The organism is Streptomyces sp. ISL-96 (assembly GCF_018614035.1).
Classification (GTDB): domain Bacteria; phylum Actinomycetota; class Actinomycetes; order Streptomycetales; family Streptomycetaceae; genus Streptomyces.
The window spans coordinates 1-20,012 of the sequence record NZ_JAGGPA010000094.1; the positions used below are offsets into that span (position 1 = coordinate 1).

5 protein-coding genes are annotated in these 20,012 nt (G+C 68.2%); all 5 read left to right on the top strand.

From position 1 onward, the window contains the following. The first annotated feature begins 666 nt into the window (after window positions 1-666). The 5 genes from J7E96_RS36410 to J7E96_RS36430 all read left to right on the top strand — a co-directional run bounded on the left by J7E96_RS36410 (window position 667) and on the right by J7E96_RS36430 (window position 20,012). On the top strand, window positions 667-1,854 hold the full coding sequence (locus J7E96_RS36410) for a serine/threonine-protein kinase (RefSeq protein ID WP_215138141.1): 1,188 nt from the start codon (window positions 667-669) through the stop codon (window positions 1,852-1,854). Between the two features lie 143 nt (window positions 1,855-1,997). Then, the gene (locus tag J7E96_RS36415; protein ID WP_308296305.1) at window positions 1,998-5,162 is read left to right on the top strand and encodes a DEAD/DEAH box helicase; all 3,165 of its coding nucleotides are present in this window, start codon (window positions 1,998-2,000) and stop codon (window positions 5,160-5,162) included. Continuing rightward, window positions 5,162-10,840, top strand: a complete 5,679-nt coding sequence (locus J7E96_RS36420) for a hypothetical protein (protein ID WP_215138143.1) — start codon at window positions 5,162-5,164, stop codon at window positions 10,838-10,840. The genes J7E96_RS36415 and J7E96_RS36420 overlap by 1 nt, the downstream gene beginning before the upstream one ends. Further along, a complete protein-coding gene (locus J7E96_RS36425) occupies window positions 10,837-17,685 on the top strand; it encodes a DEAD/DEAH box helicase (RefSeq protein WP_215138145.1) in 6,849 nt (2,282 codons plus the stop codon). Before J7E96_RS36420 ends, J7E96_RS36425 begins: the two co-directional genes overlap by 4 nt. Then, the gene (locus J7E96_RS36430; RefSeq protein ID WP_215138147.1) at window positions 17,685-20,012 is read left to right on the top strand and encodes a UvrD-helicase domain-containing protein; all 2,328 of its coding nucleotides are present in this window, start codon (window positions 17,685-17,687) and stop codon (window positions 20,010-20,012) included. The genes J7E96_RS36425 and J7E96_RS36430 overlap by 1 nt, the downstream gene beginning before the upstream one ends.

Sequence of the window (20,012 nt, forward strand, 5' to 3'; positions counted from 1 at the left end):
TGAAACCCCTGAACAGTTACTCCATATCGGCCCTAAGTGCCGCTACCGTCTCCTCGCTCCAGGTACGAGTTTCCCAGTTCCGGTTGTACTGGGCATAGCCGCCCGTACCGCGTGAATGGTATTGCTCCTTCGCGTACTGATGCCCCTTCTCGGTGAGCCCATAAGCGCCGGGGTTTCCGTCCAGATAGCCGTACTCCTTGAGGAGCGCATTCATTTCTCGAGCCGTTCGGCCAAACTCCTCGCCCAACACCCGTGCCGATTTCCCCATGGCTCAGCGCCCCCTCTTACACTTCGGCCGCACGCGGGCCGCCACTGACGATATGGGCGACGTTACCGGCAGCACACTGCACTGCGGGGCTAGTTCTGTCAGACGCGTACCGCCTTCGCTGGGACGCCGAGCAGCGCCTGGCCTTCAACGGCCGCAGCGGCCTCACCGAGCCCCATAGCGACACCCTCACCGCGGCGGGACCTGCGCGAGCGGACGGCGTTCGCCGACCTGCTTCGTAAGTACGTTGGCTGACCCCCGTCGGGCCAACTCGTCGGTCCTTGACGTCTGCGCACGTCAAGGGGCAGAAACCCGCCCCGTTCCCGTGACCGCAGGGATAGGGTGACCTTCGGTGATGCTGCAACACGGTGACGCGGTCGCGAGAGGGTGACTCAGAGAACATGGCAGAGGTGCCCGCGCAGATCGGCCGCTACGTGGTCGAGCGCGAGCTGGGCTCGGGGGGCATGGGAGAGGTCTATCTGGCCTATTCGCCCGGCGGGGACCCGGTCGCGGTGAAGGTGATTCGACGGGATCGCCTCGACCAGGCCACGCGCGCCCGATTCGAGAAGGAAGCGCTCATCGCGCGAACGGTCGTGGGCACGAACCGAGTGGCACGCTTCCTCGATGCCGATCCGTACGCCGAGCAGCCCTGGATGGCCGTCGAGTACGTCCCAGGACATACGGTTCACGAGCAAGTACAGGGCCGGGGCACGCTCCATACCCCGCTCGTCGCCAGCCTCGGCGCGCTGCTCGCCGAAGGGCTCGAAGCAGTTCATAAGGTGGGCCTGCTCCACCGCGACCTCAAACCGCAGAACGTCATGCTCAGCGAGTACGGTCCGATATTGATCGATTTCGGTCTCGGGGCCTTCGTTGACGCTGACAAGGACAACCTGACGCAGGCCGGGATGATCATCGGCACCATTCGGTGCATACCGCCCGAGCAAGCGCTCGCCCGCACCAAGCCGAAAGAACCTGCCGATGTGTACGGGCTCGGCACAGTGCTGCTCTACGCGGCGACCGGCCACTACCCGTACGAGGGCGCGGACTGGCTCGGAATCGCCACTCAGGTGGCGGACGAGGAGCAGTTCCCAAATCTGGCCGGGCTGCCTGATGCCCTCCTCCCGCTGATCACAGCGATGCTCGCGTACGCGCCGGCCGACCGTCCCCTGCTGGCCGAGGTGACCCGGCAGTGTGTGGCCCTCGTAGAGGATGCGGGGCTGTCGGCGGCACAAGCCCGCCATGCACTGGTAAGTGCGACGACCTCCTTCGAGGACAGGGCCCGCGCGACGCAGGACCACGGCCCGTCCTCCTCGGTGTGGGAACGCATCGAACAGTTCACAGCCCCGGTGGGCGAGACCGGCACTGCGGACGAGGATGACCAGGACAGTCCGCTCGACCGTCCTCTCCCGGTCTCAGAAAACGCCGACGCCGAGGCTCCTGCCGATCTCACGAAAGACATCGTGCGGGAAGCCGAGAAAACTCCTGACCCGGAGCCGCCGACCCAGACACCGAGGCGAGGTCGTAAGCCGGCCTCTCTGACGGTTTCCGAGGACTTGCGGAAACGGTACGCGATGCAGTCCGCGCTGTAGCTCGGCTATCAGCCGCATCGTCCGCCGGAGGCAACGTCAGTGCACTGCGGTAAAACAACGGCAGACGATCGAGTCGCCGTACCTCACCTCCGGACTTCTCCGGAGCGCATGTGAAACAGCAGTATGAAGGAATGGAGCGGTACGTGACCAGCGTGACGGAGACCGGCGACGGTCAGGGCGCGTTCGACACGGAAGACACTGCGGATGAAGCCGTGGACTCCGCCGTCCCCGGCCCCGCAGGTGCCGCCTCCCTGACCCGCCAGGCCAAGTACGCGCCGGGCGCGCAGGTACGGGTCCGCGACGAGCAATGGCTGGTCAAGACCGTCACGCCGGTGGGTGACGAGGACTGGATGGTCGAGGCCACTGGAGTCTCCTCTTTCGTACGCGGGACCGACGCCGTCTTCTACGACAAGCTCGACTACATCGAGGCCCTCGACCCAAAGAAGACCCTTCTGGTCCCGGACGACTCACCGAACCACCGCAAGGCCCGCCTCTACCTGGAGGCGGTCATCCGCAAGACCGCGCTCCCGCAGACCGAGCACGGCCTCGCGCTGGCCGACAACTTCCTCATGGACCAGCAGACTCACCAGCTGCGTCCTGCCGAGCTGGCCTTGTCCAAGGAGAATCCGCAGCCGCGGGTTCTGATCGCCGATGTGGTGGGGCTGGGAAAGACCCTGGAGATCGGCATCCTGCTCGCCGAGCTCATCCGCCGCGGGCGCGGCGAGCGCATCCTGGTGGTCACTCCGGCGCACGTCCTGGAGCAGTTCCAGCGCGAGCTGTGGACCCGCTTCTCCATCCCGCTGGTCCGCCTGGACTCCACCGGCATCCAGCGCATCCAGCGCGACATCCCGGCCGGCCGCAACCCGTTCGCGTACTTCAAGCGCGCGATCATCTCCGTGGACACCCTGAAGAGCGACGTCTACGCCCACCACCTGGAGAACTCCCACTGGGACGCGGTGGTCATCGACGAGTCGCACAACCTGGTCAACCGGGGCACCAAGAACAACGATCTCGCCCGCGCCCTGGCCGAGCACACGGACGCGCTGGTCCTTGCCTCCGCGACTCCGCACAACGGTGCGACGGAGTCCTTCGCCGAGCTGATCCGGATGCTGGACAAGACGGCGATCGCAAACACGTCGGAGTACGAGGTGAAGGACCTCGGCCACCTGTACATCCGGCGGACCAAGACCGACCGCGAGGTCCGTGACTCCCTCAAGGGCAAGTGGGCGGACCGCGGCCCGTCCCGGCCGGTGGTCTGCGAGGCCGGGGCAAAGGAGCGGGCGGTCCTGGAGGAGCTCGCCGCGCGGTGGACACCGCGCGATCCGGCCGCTTCCTCGGTCTGTGCGGACACGATGGTGGCCTACAACCTGCTGAAGTCGTTCCTGTCCTCGCACCGGGCCTTCCAGGATTCGGTCGCGGCGCGGCGGAAGGTCCTGGAGGCTCCCCTCAAGGTCAGGAGGGGGCAGGATCCGGCAGCCCGCGAGGCCGAGCGTCGTATCGAGCGCGAGGCCATCGTGGATCTTGAGCGCCTTGCCGCCGACATCAGCGATGACGACTCCGCGAAGCTCGACGCCCTCGTGCACGAGCTGAAGGAAATCGGTGTGGGGCCGGGGTCCGACATGCGGGTCGTGGTCTTCTCGGAGCGCATCCCCACCTTGAAGTGGCTCGCCGAAGTGGTCCCGTCCAGGCTCGGTTTCCGGGCCGGGACCAAGCTGGAGGAGTCCGTGGCGGAGTCGAAGCCTTGGCTGGCCTACGGCGGCGCGGTCCAGGTCATGCATGGCGAGGCCAGCAACGAGGACGAGCAGAAGGACATCGTCTCCAAGTTCGGGCTGAAGACCGACCCGGTCCGCATCCTGTTCACCGGCGATGTCGCCTCCGAAGGCGTCAACCTGCACCAGCAGTGCCACCAGTTGATTCATTACGACCTTCCGTGGTCGCTGATCCGCATCGAGCAGCGCAACGGCCGTATCGACCGTTACGGGCAGAGCAAGGCCCCTCAGTTCCGGGCCATGGTCCTCACCGGCGATGTGGAGTGGCGCACGGGTGAGAAGGGCGAGCCGCTGCATCTGGACGACCGCCTGGTGGGCGCCAAGCTCCTGGCCCGTGAGGAGGAGGCGCACCGGATCGAGGGCTCGGCGGAGGCCGTCACCGGTATCTACCGGGCAAAGGAGGAAGAGGACCGCCTGACGCGAGACTTGATCTCCGGGCGGACGGTCGAGGAGTCCATCAAGAAGTCCAGCGGCGGCGCAAAGGCGATGCTCGGCCGGCTGATGGGCAACGTCGGTGCCAAGAAGCCGACCGACGACGTGCCCGTTGCCACGGTGCCGAGCCTTTTCGGCGCGTCGGGTTCCACGGCTGCCTACTTCGACGAGGCTTTGCGCCAGACGTACTTCCCCGACAAGCCGGAGAACGTGCTCAAGCTGCGCCGTGAGGACGACGGCACGATCGCCTTCGAACCGCCGCCGGACCTGGTGTACCGGCTGAAGTCGCTGCCCAAGTCGTACCTGACCGACCAGGGCATCCTGCCGACCCCGAAGAAGCAGGGCCGGCTGCGGCTCACCTTCGACAAGGGGCTCGCGGCCAAGCGTCTGGAGGTCGCCCGGGAGACCACCGAGAGCCAGTGGCCCAACGTCAGTTACGTGTCGGACGTCCATCCCGTCCTGGACTGGCTGACCGACAAAGCCCTGGCCGCCCTGCGCCACGACGAGGCGTTCGTTCTCGCCTTCGCCCCCGATCTCGAAGCGGCCGGGAAATTGGACGCCCGGCTACCGGCCGACCTGGGCGGTCCGGTGTATCTGGTCCAGGGCATCTACTCCAACGCGGTGGGCCGCCCCACCGTCGTGGAGTGGATGGCCGTCGTCGGCCTGCCCACCGCACCGCGCGTCCTGCGGATCGACGACGCCTTCCTCGCCGCGTGCAACGTCGGCCCGAAGATGCCCGGACGCGCCACCCCGGCCGACCGGGAGGGGCTCCAAACGCTGGTGCCGGCGGCCGTCGACGCGGCGACCGGGTTCCTCACCGACCGGGCTGCGGAGTACAAGGACGCGATCGACGCGGTGCTCGCCCCGTACGAGAAGCGGGTCGCCCAGTGGCAGCAGGACGCCCTGTTCGCCGCCACGGCCCGCGCACAGAAGGCCAAGCAGGACGTGAACCTCACGGCGAGCCGCCGCAAGTCCATGATCCGGTCGCTGCGGACCTCCGGAGCGCCGATGCTGCGCCTGCTCGGCGTCCTTGAACCGCTGTCCGCGACGCCTGCCGAAGTAACCGATGTATCCGCTGCGCCTGTTGCCGGAGAGACGACCGCCTGATGAGTACCGACTTCGACTCCTTCTCCAACCGCGGCGAGTACCTGTCCGCGTTCTACTTCGCCGAGCAGCTCGGCGACGGACTCAAGAAGGGCGTCTTCGCCGCCTGGGCCAACCGAGAGAGCGACGAGCACGACCCGCGCCCCACACCGCGCGAGTCGGTTCGGGCACTGCGCTCGGCGTACCTGGACGAGAAGTACCGCGGCTTCTTCGCCGAGCAGGCCAAGGCCGACGAGCAGGACGACGAGTACCCGGACGCCGCGGCCTTCGAGGCCCGCCTCAACACCTACGGGGACGAGGAGTGGTGCGAGCGCGTTCAGGACTGGCACCGGCAGGTCCTCGCCGCGCTCGGCTTCCCCTTCGTCTCAGCGGAACCCACTGCACGGACCCTGACCGTGCACCGCGCCGGGCGCGAGCACGAGGTGACCGTGGCCTGGCACGGCGACGGCATCGTGGCCCTGGACTGCGGCTGGTCGGCGAGCAACGACACGGCGCTTGACGCAGACGGGTACGGCCGCCTGCTCCACCCGCTGCGGGCGGGCAGCGGTGAGAGTTACGAGACCGGGCAGGCGCTCGCCACCTGGTTGTTCCAGAGCGAGCTGGGAGAGGAGGGCGGCGCGGCCCCGCGGTTCGTACTGCTCCTGTGCGGCGGCGTCATCCTCCTCGCCGACCGGCATGCCTGGGGCGAGGGCCGCTATCTCTCCGCAAACCTCGATGCCGCCCTGGAGCGCAACGACCGCCGCCAGCACGGCGAACTCGCAACGATCGCGGGCCTGCTCAGCCATGACGTACTCGCACCGGCCGAGGACGGAAAACCGCCGGCCATCGACGCGCTGGTCAAGGCGTCCCGCGACAACGCGGTCGGCGTCTCCGGAGAGCTTCGCGAAGGACTCCAGAAGTCCGTCGAGATCATCGCCAACGCGGTCCTGGATCGCCTGGAGGACTCCGGGCTCGACCCGCGCGACATCGAGCGCCCGGACTTGTCGTTCGCCCGGCAGCTCACCCGGGAGTCGCTGCGCTACCTCTACCGCATTCTGTTCTTGCTGTACGCCGAGGCCCGTCCCGAACTGGGTATCCTGCCCGCCGACGACGGCTCCTACGAGGCCGGCTACTCGATGGCCCGCCTGCGTGAACTGGTCGAGCGTGACGAGCTGTTGACCGAGGAGACCGCCCGTAACGGCTTCCATCTGCACGCCTCCCTCGACGTCCTCTTCAAGAAGGTCAACAACGGCTACCGGCCCTACGGCACCGAGCCGAACGACGAGCTGCCCGGCGACGACGAGGACACCCGTCGTCGAAAGGCGAAGTACCGGAGTGAGGGCCGCGGACTGCGCTTCGAGCCGCTGCGCAGCGAACTGTTCGAGCGTGACTCCGCCCGGCTCATCGGCAACGAGACCCGTGACCCGCGCAGCGACGAGGACAGCGAGCCGGCCTGGCTGGACCTGCGGCCGCGCAACAGCGCCCTGCACGAGGTGCTGCGTCTGCTGACCCTGAAGAAGGCCGAGCGGGCCGGGGGCCGGGCGGGCTTTATCTCCTACCGCAACCTCGGCATCAACCAGCTCGGGGCCGTCTACGAGGGGCTGATGTCGTATACCGGCATCATCGCCGAGGAGGAGTTGTGCGAGGTCGCCAAGGGCGGCGACCCGGCGAAGGGCTCCTGGCTGGTGCCCTCGCAGCGGCTCAAGGAGTATCCCGAGAACACCTGGGTGACGTACGACGACCGGGACGCGGTGAAGGGGCTGCGCGGCCCGAAGAAGTACCCGCCGGGCCGGTTCGTGTACCGCCTGGCGGGCCGTGACCGGGAGACGTCCGCCTCGTACTACACACCCGAGTCGCTGACGAAGGTCACGGTCGAGCTGGCGCTCAAGCACCGGCTCGACCAGGAGCGCGACGCCGAGGGTGAGGTCGTCAAGACACGCGCCTCGGAGCTGCTCAAGTACCGGATCTGTGAGCCCGCGCTGGGCTCGGGGGCGTTCCTCAACGAGGCGATCAACCAGGTCGCCGAGGAGTACCTGCGGCGCCGGCAGGATGAACTGGGTGTCTCCGTACCGACGGGCGACGCGCTGACGGAGAAGCAGAAGGCCAAGGCGTACATCGCCCTGCACAACGCTTACGGAGTTGACCTCAACGCGACCGGCGTCGAGCTGGCCGAGGTCTCAATGTGGCTGAACACCATGCATCCCGGGATGCGGGCCCCGTGGTTCGGGCTGCACCTGCGGCGCGGTAACTCGCTGATCGGCGGGCGCCGGGCCGTGTACGCGGCGAGGGACGTGGCTCCGCTGAAGGGTAAGGCCCCCTGGCTCAACGCCAAGCCGCTCGCGCCGGAACCGCTGCCGTTCCTGAAGGACGGGGCCGAGCAGCCGCTGCCGGACGGGGCGGTGCACCAGTTCCTGCTGCCGACGCCAGGGTGGGCGGCGGTCACGGGTGCGAGCGGTGACGCGAAGAAGCTGCTCGTGCAGCTGGCCGAGGGTGGGGTGAAGGATCTCGCGGAGTGGAAGAAGGGGATCCTCAAGACGCCGGCACGACGGCTGAACAAGAAGACCGGCGAGCCGATCCTCGATCGGAAGTCCGGCGACGAGGCGGCCTCGCAGTACACGCGGCTGCGGGATGCGGCGCAGCGGGCGGAGTTCCTATGGTCGCTGGTCGTGAAGCGGATGGAGCTGTCGGAGCGGGAGATCGCCCGCAGCATCGACGTGTGGGGCGCGGACACGAAGGACGAGGAGTTCGCCTTCCTGCGGCGGTCCGAGGGCGACGGGGGTAGTTCGGATGCCGCCACCGTCCGGATGTCGAAGGAGAAGGTGTACGCGGACCTGTTCCGTGCGGCGGGAACCCCGTACTGGCGGCTCAAGCGCGTCATGGACGCGTGGTGCGCGCTGTGGTTCTGGCCGGTGGGGAAGGCGGGGCTGCTCGACGGGTCGGACGACGTATATGCGGGTGCGCCGGTGGTGGGGAGTGAGGGCGCGGGCAGTATCGGCGACCTGATCGAGGCGATGTCCGCGACGGTGGTGCCGGGCGATGCGGTGCCGCCTGTCGAGGTCACGTCGGCGACTGAGGCCGGGGTGACCCCGCCTCCGTCCCCGCCCATGCCCACGAGCCCGCCGCGCTTCGTAGAGAACACCATGCTCTTCGCCATAGAGGGCGACCAGATCTCGATGTCCGACATCGAGGCGTCCTCCGACGGCGTGGTCCACGTGGAGGTCAAGGAGGTCGGCCCGTCGAAGACAACGGTGAAGACCAGGAAGCAGCCCACCCTTGATCGCTCCCGACCCGCCCGCCGCCCGCTCATCGCGCTGAAGGACCTCGACGACTGGTTGGACTTCCTGGAGGCCATGCTCGGCCGCGGCCCAGTCCCTGACGCCGGCTCGCTCATCGGCTCCCTCAACACCCTGGAGGAGCTCAACGCCTACGAGCAGCTCATCCAGGACGAAACCGAGATGGACATGGACCAGCGGGAGCCGGAGGGGCGCTTTCCGTGGATGGGAGCAGTCCGCGACATCGCGGAGGACCAGGGCTTCCTGCACTGGGAGTTGGACTTCGCGCTAGCCTTCGCCGAGGGCGGTGGGTTTGACCTTCAGGTGGGGAACCCGCCGTGGGTGCGGCCCCAGTGGAAAGAAAATCCAGTTCTCGCTGAGTCTGACCCGTGGTTCATGCTAACCGAGAAGCCCCAGGCTGCTGAGAAAGCTCACCGGAGGGCGGTCGAGCTCGCGAAGACGCAGGTGGCCGCGTACACGCTGGGAGAGGTGACCTCGACCGCCACGGTGGCCGATTACCTGGCAGCGCCGCATACCTACCCGCTGATTTCGGGCAGTCAGCCGGATCTGTATCGAGCTTTCATGTGCCAGGTGTGGGCCCATGCCTCGGCCGCTGGGGCTATGGGGCTGGTGCACCCGGACTCCCACTTCACGGGCGACAAGGAAGGCGCACTGCGCGAGGCTGCATACCGTCGCCTGTGCGTACACGGCGACTTCTTCAATCCCGGTCACCGCTTCTTCCCCAAGCCAGTGGGCGAGTCGACGCACTTCGGGGTGCATATCTACGCTTCGCCGGGTGAGATCGATTTCGAAAATCTGTCGTGGCTGGTTTCGGTCGACGCTCTTCGGCTCTCTTCGCAACAGGATGGCTCGGGTGACGGTCCGGGCATTCGTTATCGAGGGGGCGCCTACGATGTGCGCCCCCACCGCGACAGGGTCATCCACGTGACGAGTGACACCCTGTCTGTGTGGCGACGTCTCCTTGGAGAGGAAAACGTACCGGTAGAGCAGAGCCGCTTGCTGTTCCCTGTGAGTACGGCGGAGATCTCGGCGATCGAAGCTCTCGCCGATTATCCGCTACGAGTTGGTGCCTTGAATCCGCAGATCTCGCGCGGCTATGACGAGAGCGGCGCGAAGAAGGACAATCTCATCGACTACAACCGTGTCGATCCGAAGACCGGCGAGGAGTACCAACCTGATGAGTGGAAGCAGGTAATCCTCAAAGGGCCGCAGCTCGGTGTGGCCACCCCCGCGTTCAAGCGGCATGACGCCAACAGTAACGACCCCTACGGGGTTGATCTTGTTCGGTTGCCTTCCGGTTACGTTCCGGACACCGCGTATGTGGTGGCTGATGGGCGTGACGCGGAGTACGTCGAGGCTCAGGACCGGTGGCTGGACCATGCGGAACTGGCGCGTCTGCGGGGGTCCGAGGAGACGATAAGGGAGGCGCGGGCGCGGCTTGCCACGGTGCATAAGTGTGCTCCGGAAGAGATCACGAAGAAGGCAGTGGACGATGCGCTGATCTCTCGGGCGACGAAGCCATACACAGCGTTCTATCGGGTGGCGTGGCGCGAGATGATCGCGCCAGATACGGAGCGAAGCCTGTATCCGGCGTTGATTCCGCCGGGCGCAGCACATATCCATGCCGTGCGATCAGCGATGGCCGCAGACAGCCGAATGACGGCACTTTTCTCAGGCATGTGGTCCTCGCTTCCGACGGACTACTTCCTGCGCACTGCTGGAGTCGGACACCTCGACGTGGCTCAGGCCCGGCGCCTGCCAGCGCCAGAACCAGACCACCCCCTGGCCCCCGCCCTCCTCCTCCGCACCCTCCGCCTCAACTGCCTCACCACCGACTACACCGACCTCTGGCAGGAGCTCCACGACTCCACCTGGCCCGCCTACGAGCCTTGGGGCCGGGCCTGGCCGTACATGACGACCGAACTTCACGCAGTCACCCCCACCTGGCAACGCGACACCCCCCTCCGTACCGAGTACGCCCGCCGCGCCGCGCTCGTGGAAATCGATGCGTTGGTTGCGGTATGGCTCGGCATGAATGCCGATGCGCTGATCGCCGCCTACAAGGGGCGATTCCCGGTACTTCAGAAGTACGAGGTCGTGACATGGTTCGACGCCGAAGGGTCGAAGCTGGCCGGTAACGCCCGCACGATTGGCCAGCGCCAGACGAAGGACAGCTGGAAGCAGTTCGAGGTGTACATGGCCGACCCCGCCTTCGAGGCCCACCAGACTGACCCCGTCAACAACCTCGCCCCCGAAACCCCCGTCCCCACCGGCTACACCGCCCCCTTCTACAAGGCCGAGCGCGAGGCTGAGATGCGCGAGGCCCACGCCTACTTCCAGAAGCGTCTCGACGCCGCCGTCGAGGCCGGTAAGTGGGACCCGGTCGCGCAGGAGGTACCCAAGCCGTGAGGCCGACGCTAGAGGCGCAGGGGCTCAAGGAGAGCCTGCTGCAGTACCTGTCCACCACGTACGCGCTGACCGACGAGGGCGCGCGGCAGGCGCTGCACCGGTTCCTGGGGGACGAGAACTCCGGGATGTTCCGGGGGCCGTTCCTCCGCCTGCGTACGCCGTTCGTCACGGCCGACCCGTCCTGGACCGGCTATCTGGACTGGCGGCGGACCGACGGCTGGACACCGTACGCGCACCAGGCGAAAGCCTTCGAGCGGCTGTCCTCGGCGGGCGGCCGTACGCCGAAGCCCACGCTGGTGACGACCGGTACCGGCTCTGGTAAGACGGAGTCGTTCCTCTATCCCGTACTCGATCACTGTGCCCGCGAGCGGGCGGCCGGCCGGGCTGGGGTCAAGGCCGTACTCCTCTACCCGATGAACGCGCTCGCCACCGACCAGGCCCAGCGCATCAACGAACTCCTCTGTGAGCACGAGGCGTTGAAAAAGGTGCGGGCCGGGCTCTACATCGGCGACAAGGCGGCAACGCACTACGACCGGGTGTACACGCGCCGGTCGGACATGCAGATCTCGCCGCCCGACATCCTGATCACGAACTACAAGATGCTCGACCTGCTGCTCCAGCGGGCGCAGGACGCCCCGCTGTGGGCGGACGCGGACATCCGGTACGTGGTCGTGGACGAGTTCCACACCTACGACGGCGCGCAGGGCACGGACGTCGCGATGCTCCTGCGCCGCCTCGCCTCGGCGGTCGGGGTGGCGGAGAAGGGCCGTCCGCTGGGGCGGATCTGCCCGGTGGCGACCTCGGCAACGCTTGCCTCCGACAGCACGGACCAGGACGGGGTCCGCCAGCTGCTCGACATCGCGACGCAGGTGTTCGGTACGGAGTTCGACGTGTCCTCGATCATCGGGGAGCACCGGCAGACGGTGGACGAGTTCGTGCCGCCGAGCGGCTTCGATCCAATGCTGCCGATCCCGGTCCCGGACGAGTTGGCCACCCTCCCTGACCCCTCACTTGGCGTGGAGGAGTTCCTCGCGCTCGTCGAGGCCGTCGCCGGCACCCGCGAGACCGATCCGCACGTGCTCGGCGGCCTGTTGAAGAAGCACATGCTGACCTCGGCGGTGATGCATGCCCTGGACGGGCAGGTGCGGACCGTGCCCGAGGTGCTGGACCTGATGTGGCGGCGGGGCGCGTTCTCCTGGGGGCAGGCGATCACCCGGCAGCCGGAGGTGGCGGCGTCCGCCCTCGCCCGGCTCCTGGCGCTGCTCTCGGTGGCTCGTGATCCGGCCTCCACGCCCGAGAGGCCGCGGCCCTTCGTGCAGGTCGAGGTGCATCAGTGGGCGCGGTCTGTGTCGCGGGTCGTGCGCGGTGTGCTGCCCTGGCCCAAGGCCGAGTTCCAGTGGGACTCGGCCGGTTCCGCCCACCACTCGGGCGAGCAGCCGGCCCGTACCGCCCCGGTGACGACGGCGACCGCGGGCGCAGCCGCGAACCTGTTTCTGCCAGCCGTCTACTGCCGTGACTGCGGCCGTTCGGGCTGGGCGGTGTTCTCCCCGGAGACCGACGACGCGGACGTACAGGTCGACACGCACAAGATCCGGCGAGCCTCGGTCAGCCAGGACAAGATGCGGGTCCGGAACCTGATAGCGGCCACCGAGAAGGAGTCCCAGGAGGGCTCCGGTGCCGCCCCGATGGAAGAGGCCGGGCGCGGTGCGGGCCACGGCGGCACCGCCCTCGCGGCCACCAACGCCGGGCAGTTGCGTGTACTGGACGGGCCGAAGCGCCGCCTGCGGCTGCCCGACCCGGTCGAGGACTACGACCAGGAGACCGGCGCGCCCCGGCTGGCGGGTTCCGACTCGGCCTTCGTCCTCGTCTACCTCGGGGACACCGCGACCACCGCCGCAGAGGACGACTGGTGCCCGGCCTGTGGCTCGCACAACGCGATCCGCTTCCTCGGTACCGGTGCCGCCGCCCTCGCCGCGGCCTCGGTCACCCAGCTGTTCACCGGCGGCGAGATGGACAGGGCGCAGGGTGAGGACAAGACCCTGATGTTCAACGACTCGGTGCAGGATGCCGCACACCGGGCCGGATTCGTGGCCAGCCGCTCGTACACCTTCTCCCTGCGCGCACTGTTCAAGAAGCACCTGTCGGAGGAGACGCCGACCGCGCTGCACGACCTGATCGCCGACGTGGTCGCGGCGACCACCGACCGCGAGACCCTTGCCGCCGTCGTCCCCACCGACCTGCACGACTTCAAGGGCGTCAAGCGGCTCCTGTCCGGTCAGGGACGAGGCGGGGACAGGAAAACCTGGGAGCTGATCGGCGAGCGCTTCGCGTTCGAGGCGCTGATGGAGTTCGGCTTCCGCTCCCGCAACGGCCGCACCCTGGAACTCACCCGCACCGCCGCCGCCCACGTGCGCATCAAGGACCCTGCCTCCGCGATCGCCCTGGTCAAAGCCGCGCACACCGAGCCGTACGGGCGCGGCGGCGGGCTGCCGGTCATCGAACAGGACGACGCCCGCTACCTCGGGTTCCTGCGGATCTTCCTGGAGCGGCTGCGGACCCGCGGCGCGATCGGTCACAAGTGGCTGGAGGGATACCTCTCGGAGGCCGGCACCAGCCGGTACTTCATCTGGGGCAAGCGGCCTCCCGGCATGCGCGCCTTCCCCAAGGGCATCGCGGCCCCTGTGTTCCTGCTCAGCGCCCCCAAGACCAAGAGCGAGTTCGACTTCGCGACCGGCCGTCTCTCCTGGTACGAGCGGTGGGCGCAGCGCACGCTCGGGCTGCCGCGAGAGCAGGCCGCGGAGTTCTGGTCACGGCTGCTGCCCGCGCTGGTCGAGGCGGGCCTGCTCTCGGTGCGCACTCCGACCGACAGCAGCTTGCGCGTCTACGGTCTGAAGCCGGGCGCGATCGACGTACAGCTGTTGAAGGACGCCGAGGTGAACGAGGCGTTCGTCCGCTGCCCGGACTGCTTCTGGGAGCAGACCGTCCACCCCGGCCTACTCGCGCAGTGGGACGGGCAGCGCTGCCCGTCCTACCGCTGCCGCACCGGCCTCCTCGTCGCGGGCGACCGGCCCGAGGGGCTCGGCAAGCACCAGCGGGACCGTAACTACCGCGAGGACTACTACCGCAGGCTGTACCGGAAGGCGGGCACGTACCAGGTCGTCACGGCTGAGCACACGGGCATGCTGACCCGGCCGGAGCGGGAGCGGGTCGAGGCGGCGTTCAAGGACGGCAGCGGGTTCAAGGATCCCAACGTGCTGTCCTGTACGCCGACGCTCGAGATGGGCATCGACATCGGCGACCTGTCGGCCGTCGTGCTCGCCGCGCTGCCCAGGCGCGCTGCCAACTACGCCCAGCAGGTGGGCCGGGCCGGGCGCCGTACCGGAAACGCGTTCCTGCTGACCATCCCCGACCGCAGCCGCCGAGACCTGTACTACCTGGAGCAGCCGCGCGAGATGATCGCCGGGCAGATCGTGCCGCCGGGCAGTCACCTGTCGGCCATCGAGATCCTGCGCCGCCAGTACCTCGCACACCTCCTCGACCTCGCCGCGCGGGGCCGGCTGTCGCGCACTGACGGCCGGCCGCTGCCCGCAGTCGTACGGGACGCCCCGGCCCTCTTCGGCCCGTCCGGATACCTCGCCGATCTCGTCGAAGCGGCGCTCGCGGACGCCTCGAACCTGGTCGAGGGGTTCCTGGACCTGTTCCCCGTAGGCGTCAACGAGCAGTCCGCCGATGACCTGCGGGCCTTCGCCGGGCGCGGGCTGCGCAGCGCCGTGGAGCGGGCCGAGCTACAGTGGCTCCACGCCGAGGAGGTGCTGCGGCGGCGACTGCGGTACATCGCGGAGGCCCGCGACGAACTCCACGACACCGAGGACGAACAGCGCGACCGTAAGGCCGAACTCGACGCCGAACACCGGGCGCTCGGCAAGCGCTTGAGCAAGCTCGGGCTCATCACCGCCCAGCAGGCCCTGTGTGATCTCGGGCTGCTGCCGAACTACGCGCTCATCGACTCTGTCACCACCCTCAACGCGACGCTGTACTGGGTCGACGGTATGGATCCAAACACCGGCCGGGACCGCTTCGACTCCAAGATCCGCTCCTACGACCGGCCCCGGCGCTACGCCCTGTCCGAACTCGCTCCCGGCAACACGTTCTACGTCAACGGCTACAAGCACGAGATCACCGGCATCGACATCGGCAGCCCCTCTCAGCCGGACTGGAAGGCCTGGCGGTTCTGCCAGGAGTGCGGCTACGTCCGCACCGAGGACGCCAAGGACGACCGCTCGCCATGCCCGCGCTGCGGCAGCACCGGGATCGCGGACGACGGTTCCTGCCTGCACCAGGTCATCGAGCCCACGACCGTCACCTCCCGCGACAAACGCGAGGACGCCCGTATCGGCGACGACAAGGACGACCGGGAACAGCGCTACTACACCGTCATCGATGCGGTGGACATTCCCCGGGAGGAGATCAAGCACGGCGCGTCCTGGCGGCACGCCCACCACACCTTCGGTGTCGACTACTGCCGCAAGGCGGTGATTCGCCGCATCAACGTCGGCCCGATGCGGTTCGACAGCCAGACCGAGGACGAACTCGCCGGGCAGGACGTCCGCATGGCCCCGTTCCACGTGTGCACCGCGTGCGGGGCGGCGACCGCCGACGGCAAACCGGTCTTCGACCACGCAACCGACGCCTTGGACTCCTCGGCCGCCCGCAACCCGAAGGTCAAGCACCACCAGCCGTGGTGCCCGCTGCGGCGTGGGAAGAAGGCCGCTACCGTGCCCCAGCAGCCGGTGCTCCTCGCCCACCAGCTGAACACCGAGGCGCTGCGGGTACTCCTTCCGGCGGCCACCGTGCTCGTCGAGGAGAAGATCTACTCCTTCAAGGCCGCACTGCGGCTCGGGGTCGACCGGCAGTTCGGCGGCGACCCCGCGCACCTGGACACCACGCTGGCCCGTATGCCCGACCAGGCCACCGGCGAGAAGCGCCACTTCCTGGTGCTCTTCGACCGGCTCCCCGGCGGCACCGGATATCTGGACCGGCTGACCGACCCCGGCGACTTCAAGGAAATGCTCCTCAAGGCCCGTGCCGCGCTCCTTGCCTGCCCCTGTCAGGACGAGGGCCTGCGGGCCTGCCACCGCTGTCTGCACCGCTACACCGAGGAACGCCACCAGGACGTCGTCTCACGCCACGAGGCCCTGGAGATCCTCGGTGACCTCCTCGGCCCGGTCGACGAGAACGGCGAGCCGCTGCGCGACGCCGACGGTAACCCCGTCGACGGGTGGGCGGTCACCAAGGTGGCGTCCACCGAACTGATCGGCCTGGACAAGCAGGTCGAGTCCGACTTGGAAGCCCGCTTCCTGGCCGCCCTGCGCAAGTGGAGCGAGAACCAGGACGACGCCGCACTCGACGAGAGTGGAACGAACAGCGGATACCTCCGCTTCACCGGTTCCACGGCCAGTGCGGGAGAGGCCGCCGATACCGGGTCCGTACGCTCGACCGGCTGGCGGCTCACCGCCCAGCGCAGCATGGAGCACACCCGCACCGACTTCACCTTTGAATCCACCGACGGCCCCCGCCGACTCGTCACCGTCTACCTCGACGGCCACAGGTACCACGCCAGCCGCAAGCACAACCAGATCGCGCCCGACTGCACCAAGCGCAACCACCTGCGGGCCGACGGGCACATCGTCTTCCAGATCACCTGGGACGACCTGGAGCTCTTCGAAAAGGGCGACGCCGCCAAGGCGCAGCCGGTGTGGCCGCCCTACCGGCGCATCGGCCAGGACACCGCCAAGGAGTGGTACGAGGAGCTGGGCGGCGACCGCGCCCACTTCTCGGCCGCTGTGTTCGCCAATCCCATCGACACGCTCCTCACCTACCTGCGCCAGCCCTCCCGTACCGCATGGGGGCGGCGGGCCAAGGCACTGGTCGGCGGGCTGATGAGCGCGCCGGAGTCGCTCGTACAGCAGGCCGACCGGGGCCAGGCACGCGAAGCCGTACGGGCCGCACTCACCGCCCTCGGCCGCGGTCAGGCGCCGGGGCCGGAAGCCGGGGAAGGCGACGGAGCGATCCTCGTCCTGCACGCCGTGGACGAAAACGGGCTGCCGCTGATCTACACCGTGGATGCCTCCGGCCAGGAGCCGGGTTGGAGCGCCATCGCCGTACTCGACGACCGCACCGCGAGCCTGGGTACCGCTGAACACAAGCTGATGTGGCGGTCCTGGCTGTACTGGTCGAACCTGCTGCAGTTCCTGGCCTTCGCCGGCGGCGACGGTATCCAGCTCGCGAGCAGCCAGGCCGTCGACTACCCGGTGGAGGTCCTCACCATCGGCGGTGGCGTCGGCGAACTCGAATCGCTGATCGTCCAGCGGAACCCGGCTGCCGACGAGGTGAGTTCGGTGGTGGACAGCCGCACCGCGGTACTCGCCGGTGCGGCTGACGCCGAATCGACGGAGGAGTCCTCCCTGGAGAAGGTGGTCGCCGGCGTCCTGCGGGACCGGGCCTGGGACGAGGACATCATCGAGCTCCTTGAGGAGGACGAACCGGAGTCCGACCTCACCCAGCTGGCCAAGAAGATCGCCGCCAAGGGCAAGAAGGCCCCTGTCTTCGGCTACGAACTGGGCGAACGGGGCTGGCAGACGGACTTCGCCTGGACCGATTCCCAGATCAAGATCGCCGTCGTCGTGACCCCGGATACACACGGATCCCAAGCCGAGGAAGAGCGCCGCAAACGCGACGAGGCATACGCCGCCGACGGCTGGACCGTACGTACCGCCACCGACTGGCTCGACCACCTCGACACCCTCCTGACGCTCCTCCCCGACACGGAAGGCTCCAACTCCTGATGACCGCCCGGCTCAGCCTGTACGAAAAGGCCGAACACGAGCTGTACAAGCTCGACCGCTCGGTCAAGGGCAAGTTCTACGACTTCTGTCACCGCTTCCGGCAGAACCCCGACCACCCCGGCCTCGACCTCAAGCCCCTCAAGGGCGACGGACGGGTCTTCCGCGCGAAGATCGACCAGTCCTACCGTGCTCTCCTCGCCAAGGCCGGCGTGGACGAGCACGGCCAGGAGCGGTGGCTCGTCGTCGCGGTACGCCACCGCAAGCACGTCTACGAAGAACTTTCCGTCGCGATCAACCGCGTCACCGGTGAGATCGAGTTTGTCGACCTGTCCGTCGTCGGACAGAGCGTGCTGCAGCGCGCCGGCGTCACCCTCACCCCGGTCGACCCGACGCCCGAAACCGAGCTCCGGCAGCCGGCCCCGGCCCCGGAGGTTCACGAGTCGGTCGCCGTAGAGCCCGTCGCACCGCTCCTCTCCGGGATCACCGGCGAGGACCTGCACGCGCTCGGTGTCGCCGCACAGCTCATCAACCTCGCACTCGCCGTCACCGAGAGCGGCGAGCTCGACCAACTGGTCTCCGGCGCCCCGCTCCTGACCAAGGACATCCTCTACGGCCTCGCCGCCGGGATGTCCATCGACGAGGTCCGCCAAGAGATCACAGCCCCCGTCGAGGTCGAACTCGCCGACACCGAACATGACGACCTCGGCGCGGCGCTGGCCCGCACTACCGTCACCACCATCGACGACGACCTCCGCGTCGTACTGGAAGAAGGCGACTTCCGGGCCTGGAAGGTCTTCCTCCACCCCGCCCAAGCCAAGCTCGTCGACCGCCGTTACAACGGTCCCGCCCGGGTCTCCGGCGGCCCCGGAACCGGCAAGACGATCGTCGCTCTCCACCGGGTCAAGCACCTGGCCCAGCAGCTCCCTCCCGGCCACAACAAGCCCATCCTGCTCACCACCTTCACCACCAACCTCACCGTCGACCTCCGCGCCCGCCTCTCCTCCCTCCTCGAACCCGACCTCGTCGCCCGCGTCGAAATCACCAACATCGACAAGCTCGCGGCCCGCGTCCTCAACGAGAACTCACTCAGCGGCACCGGCAAGCAGCGCATCTACGACAGCGTCGCGATCGGCATCCTCCAGCGCCTCCTGTTCGAACTCGACGAGAAGCGCTGGGAGCCCGAGTTCCTCTACGAGGAATGGGAGCAGGTGATCCTCGGCCAGTCACTCGGCAACCGCAAGGCGTACTTCGACGCCCGCCGAGCAGGCCGCGGCCGGTCCGTCAGCCGCCCCGAACGCGCCCAGATCTGGAAGATCCTCGAGCAGTTCACCGCCCGCCTCGACAAGGAGAACCGCGAAACCTGGGGCCAGGCCGCCGAACGCGCGGCCCGCTTCGAGATGGAACGTGCCGCCAAGATCAAGGCCAGGCAGGACCGGAAGGATGAGGTCGGCGGCAAGGACCTCATCCACCGCGACGACAGCTCCGGCATGCGCTACATCGCCCACCGCTACCAGCACGTCGTCGTCGACGAGGCCCAGGATCTGCGCCCCGCCCACTGGAAGATGCTCCGCGCCATGGTTGCCCCCGGCCCCGACGACATGTTCATCGCCGGCGACACCTACCAGCGCATCTACGACCAGCAGGTCACTCTCGGCACCGTCGGCGTCAACATCCGGGGCCGCTCCTCCCGCCTCACCCTCAGCTACCGCACCACCAAGGAGATCCTCGCCCGCGCGTTGCAGGTCGTCGACGCCAAGAGCAACGCCCCTGCATACGACGACCTCGATGACGGCACCGACACCCTCGCCGGCTACCGCTCCGTCCTTCGCGGCCCCGTCCCCGAACTCGCCCCCTGCGACACCTGGGACGACGAACTCACCCAACTCGCCACCACTCTCCACGCCTGGCGCGAGGAACTCACCTCCGGCGAAGGCGGCAACAACCCGCGCCGCGACCCTCGCGGCAACATCGCCGTCTGCGTCGCCGACCGCGACTCCGTCAACCAGGTCATGTACTACCTCGCCACCGAGGCCGGCCTCACCGTAGCCGAACTCACCAAGGACGGCGTCAAGGGCGACGGCGAAGTCCACGTCGGCACCATGCACCGCTTCAAGGGCCTCGAATACCAGAAGCTCGCCATCGTCGGCGCCCGCGACGGTGTCATCCCCCGCACCGCAGTCATCGACCGCTACCGCGAATCCGACCCCCAGCGCTACGCCCGCGAGGAACGCAAGGCCCGCTCCCTCCTCTTCGTCGCCGCCACCCGCGCCCGCGACACCCTCCGCATCAGCTGGCACGGGGCACCGAGCCCTTATATTTCCCGATAG

Bases quoted from the DNA above. Each gene is read 5' to 3' on its own strand.
- J7E96_RS36410 (WP_215138141.1), top strand. From the start codon at position 667: ATGGCAGAGGTGCCCGCGCAGATCGGCCGCTACGTGGTCGAGCGCGAG.
- J7E96_RS36420 (WP_215138143.1), top strand. From the start codon at position 5,162: ATGAGTACCGACTTCGACTCCTTCTCCAACCGCGGCGAGTACCTGTCC.
- J7E96_RS36430 (WP_215138147.1), top strand. From the start codon at position 17,685: ATGACCGCCCGGCTCAGCCTGTACGAAAAGGCCGAACACGAGCTGTAC.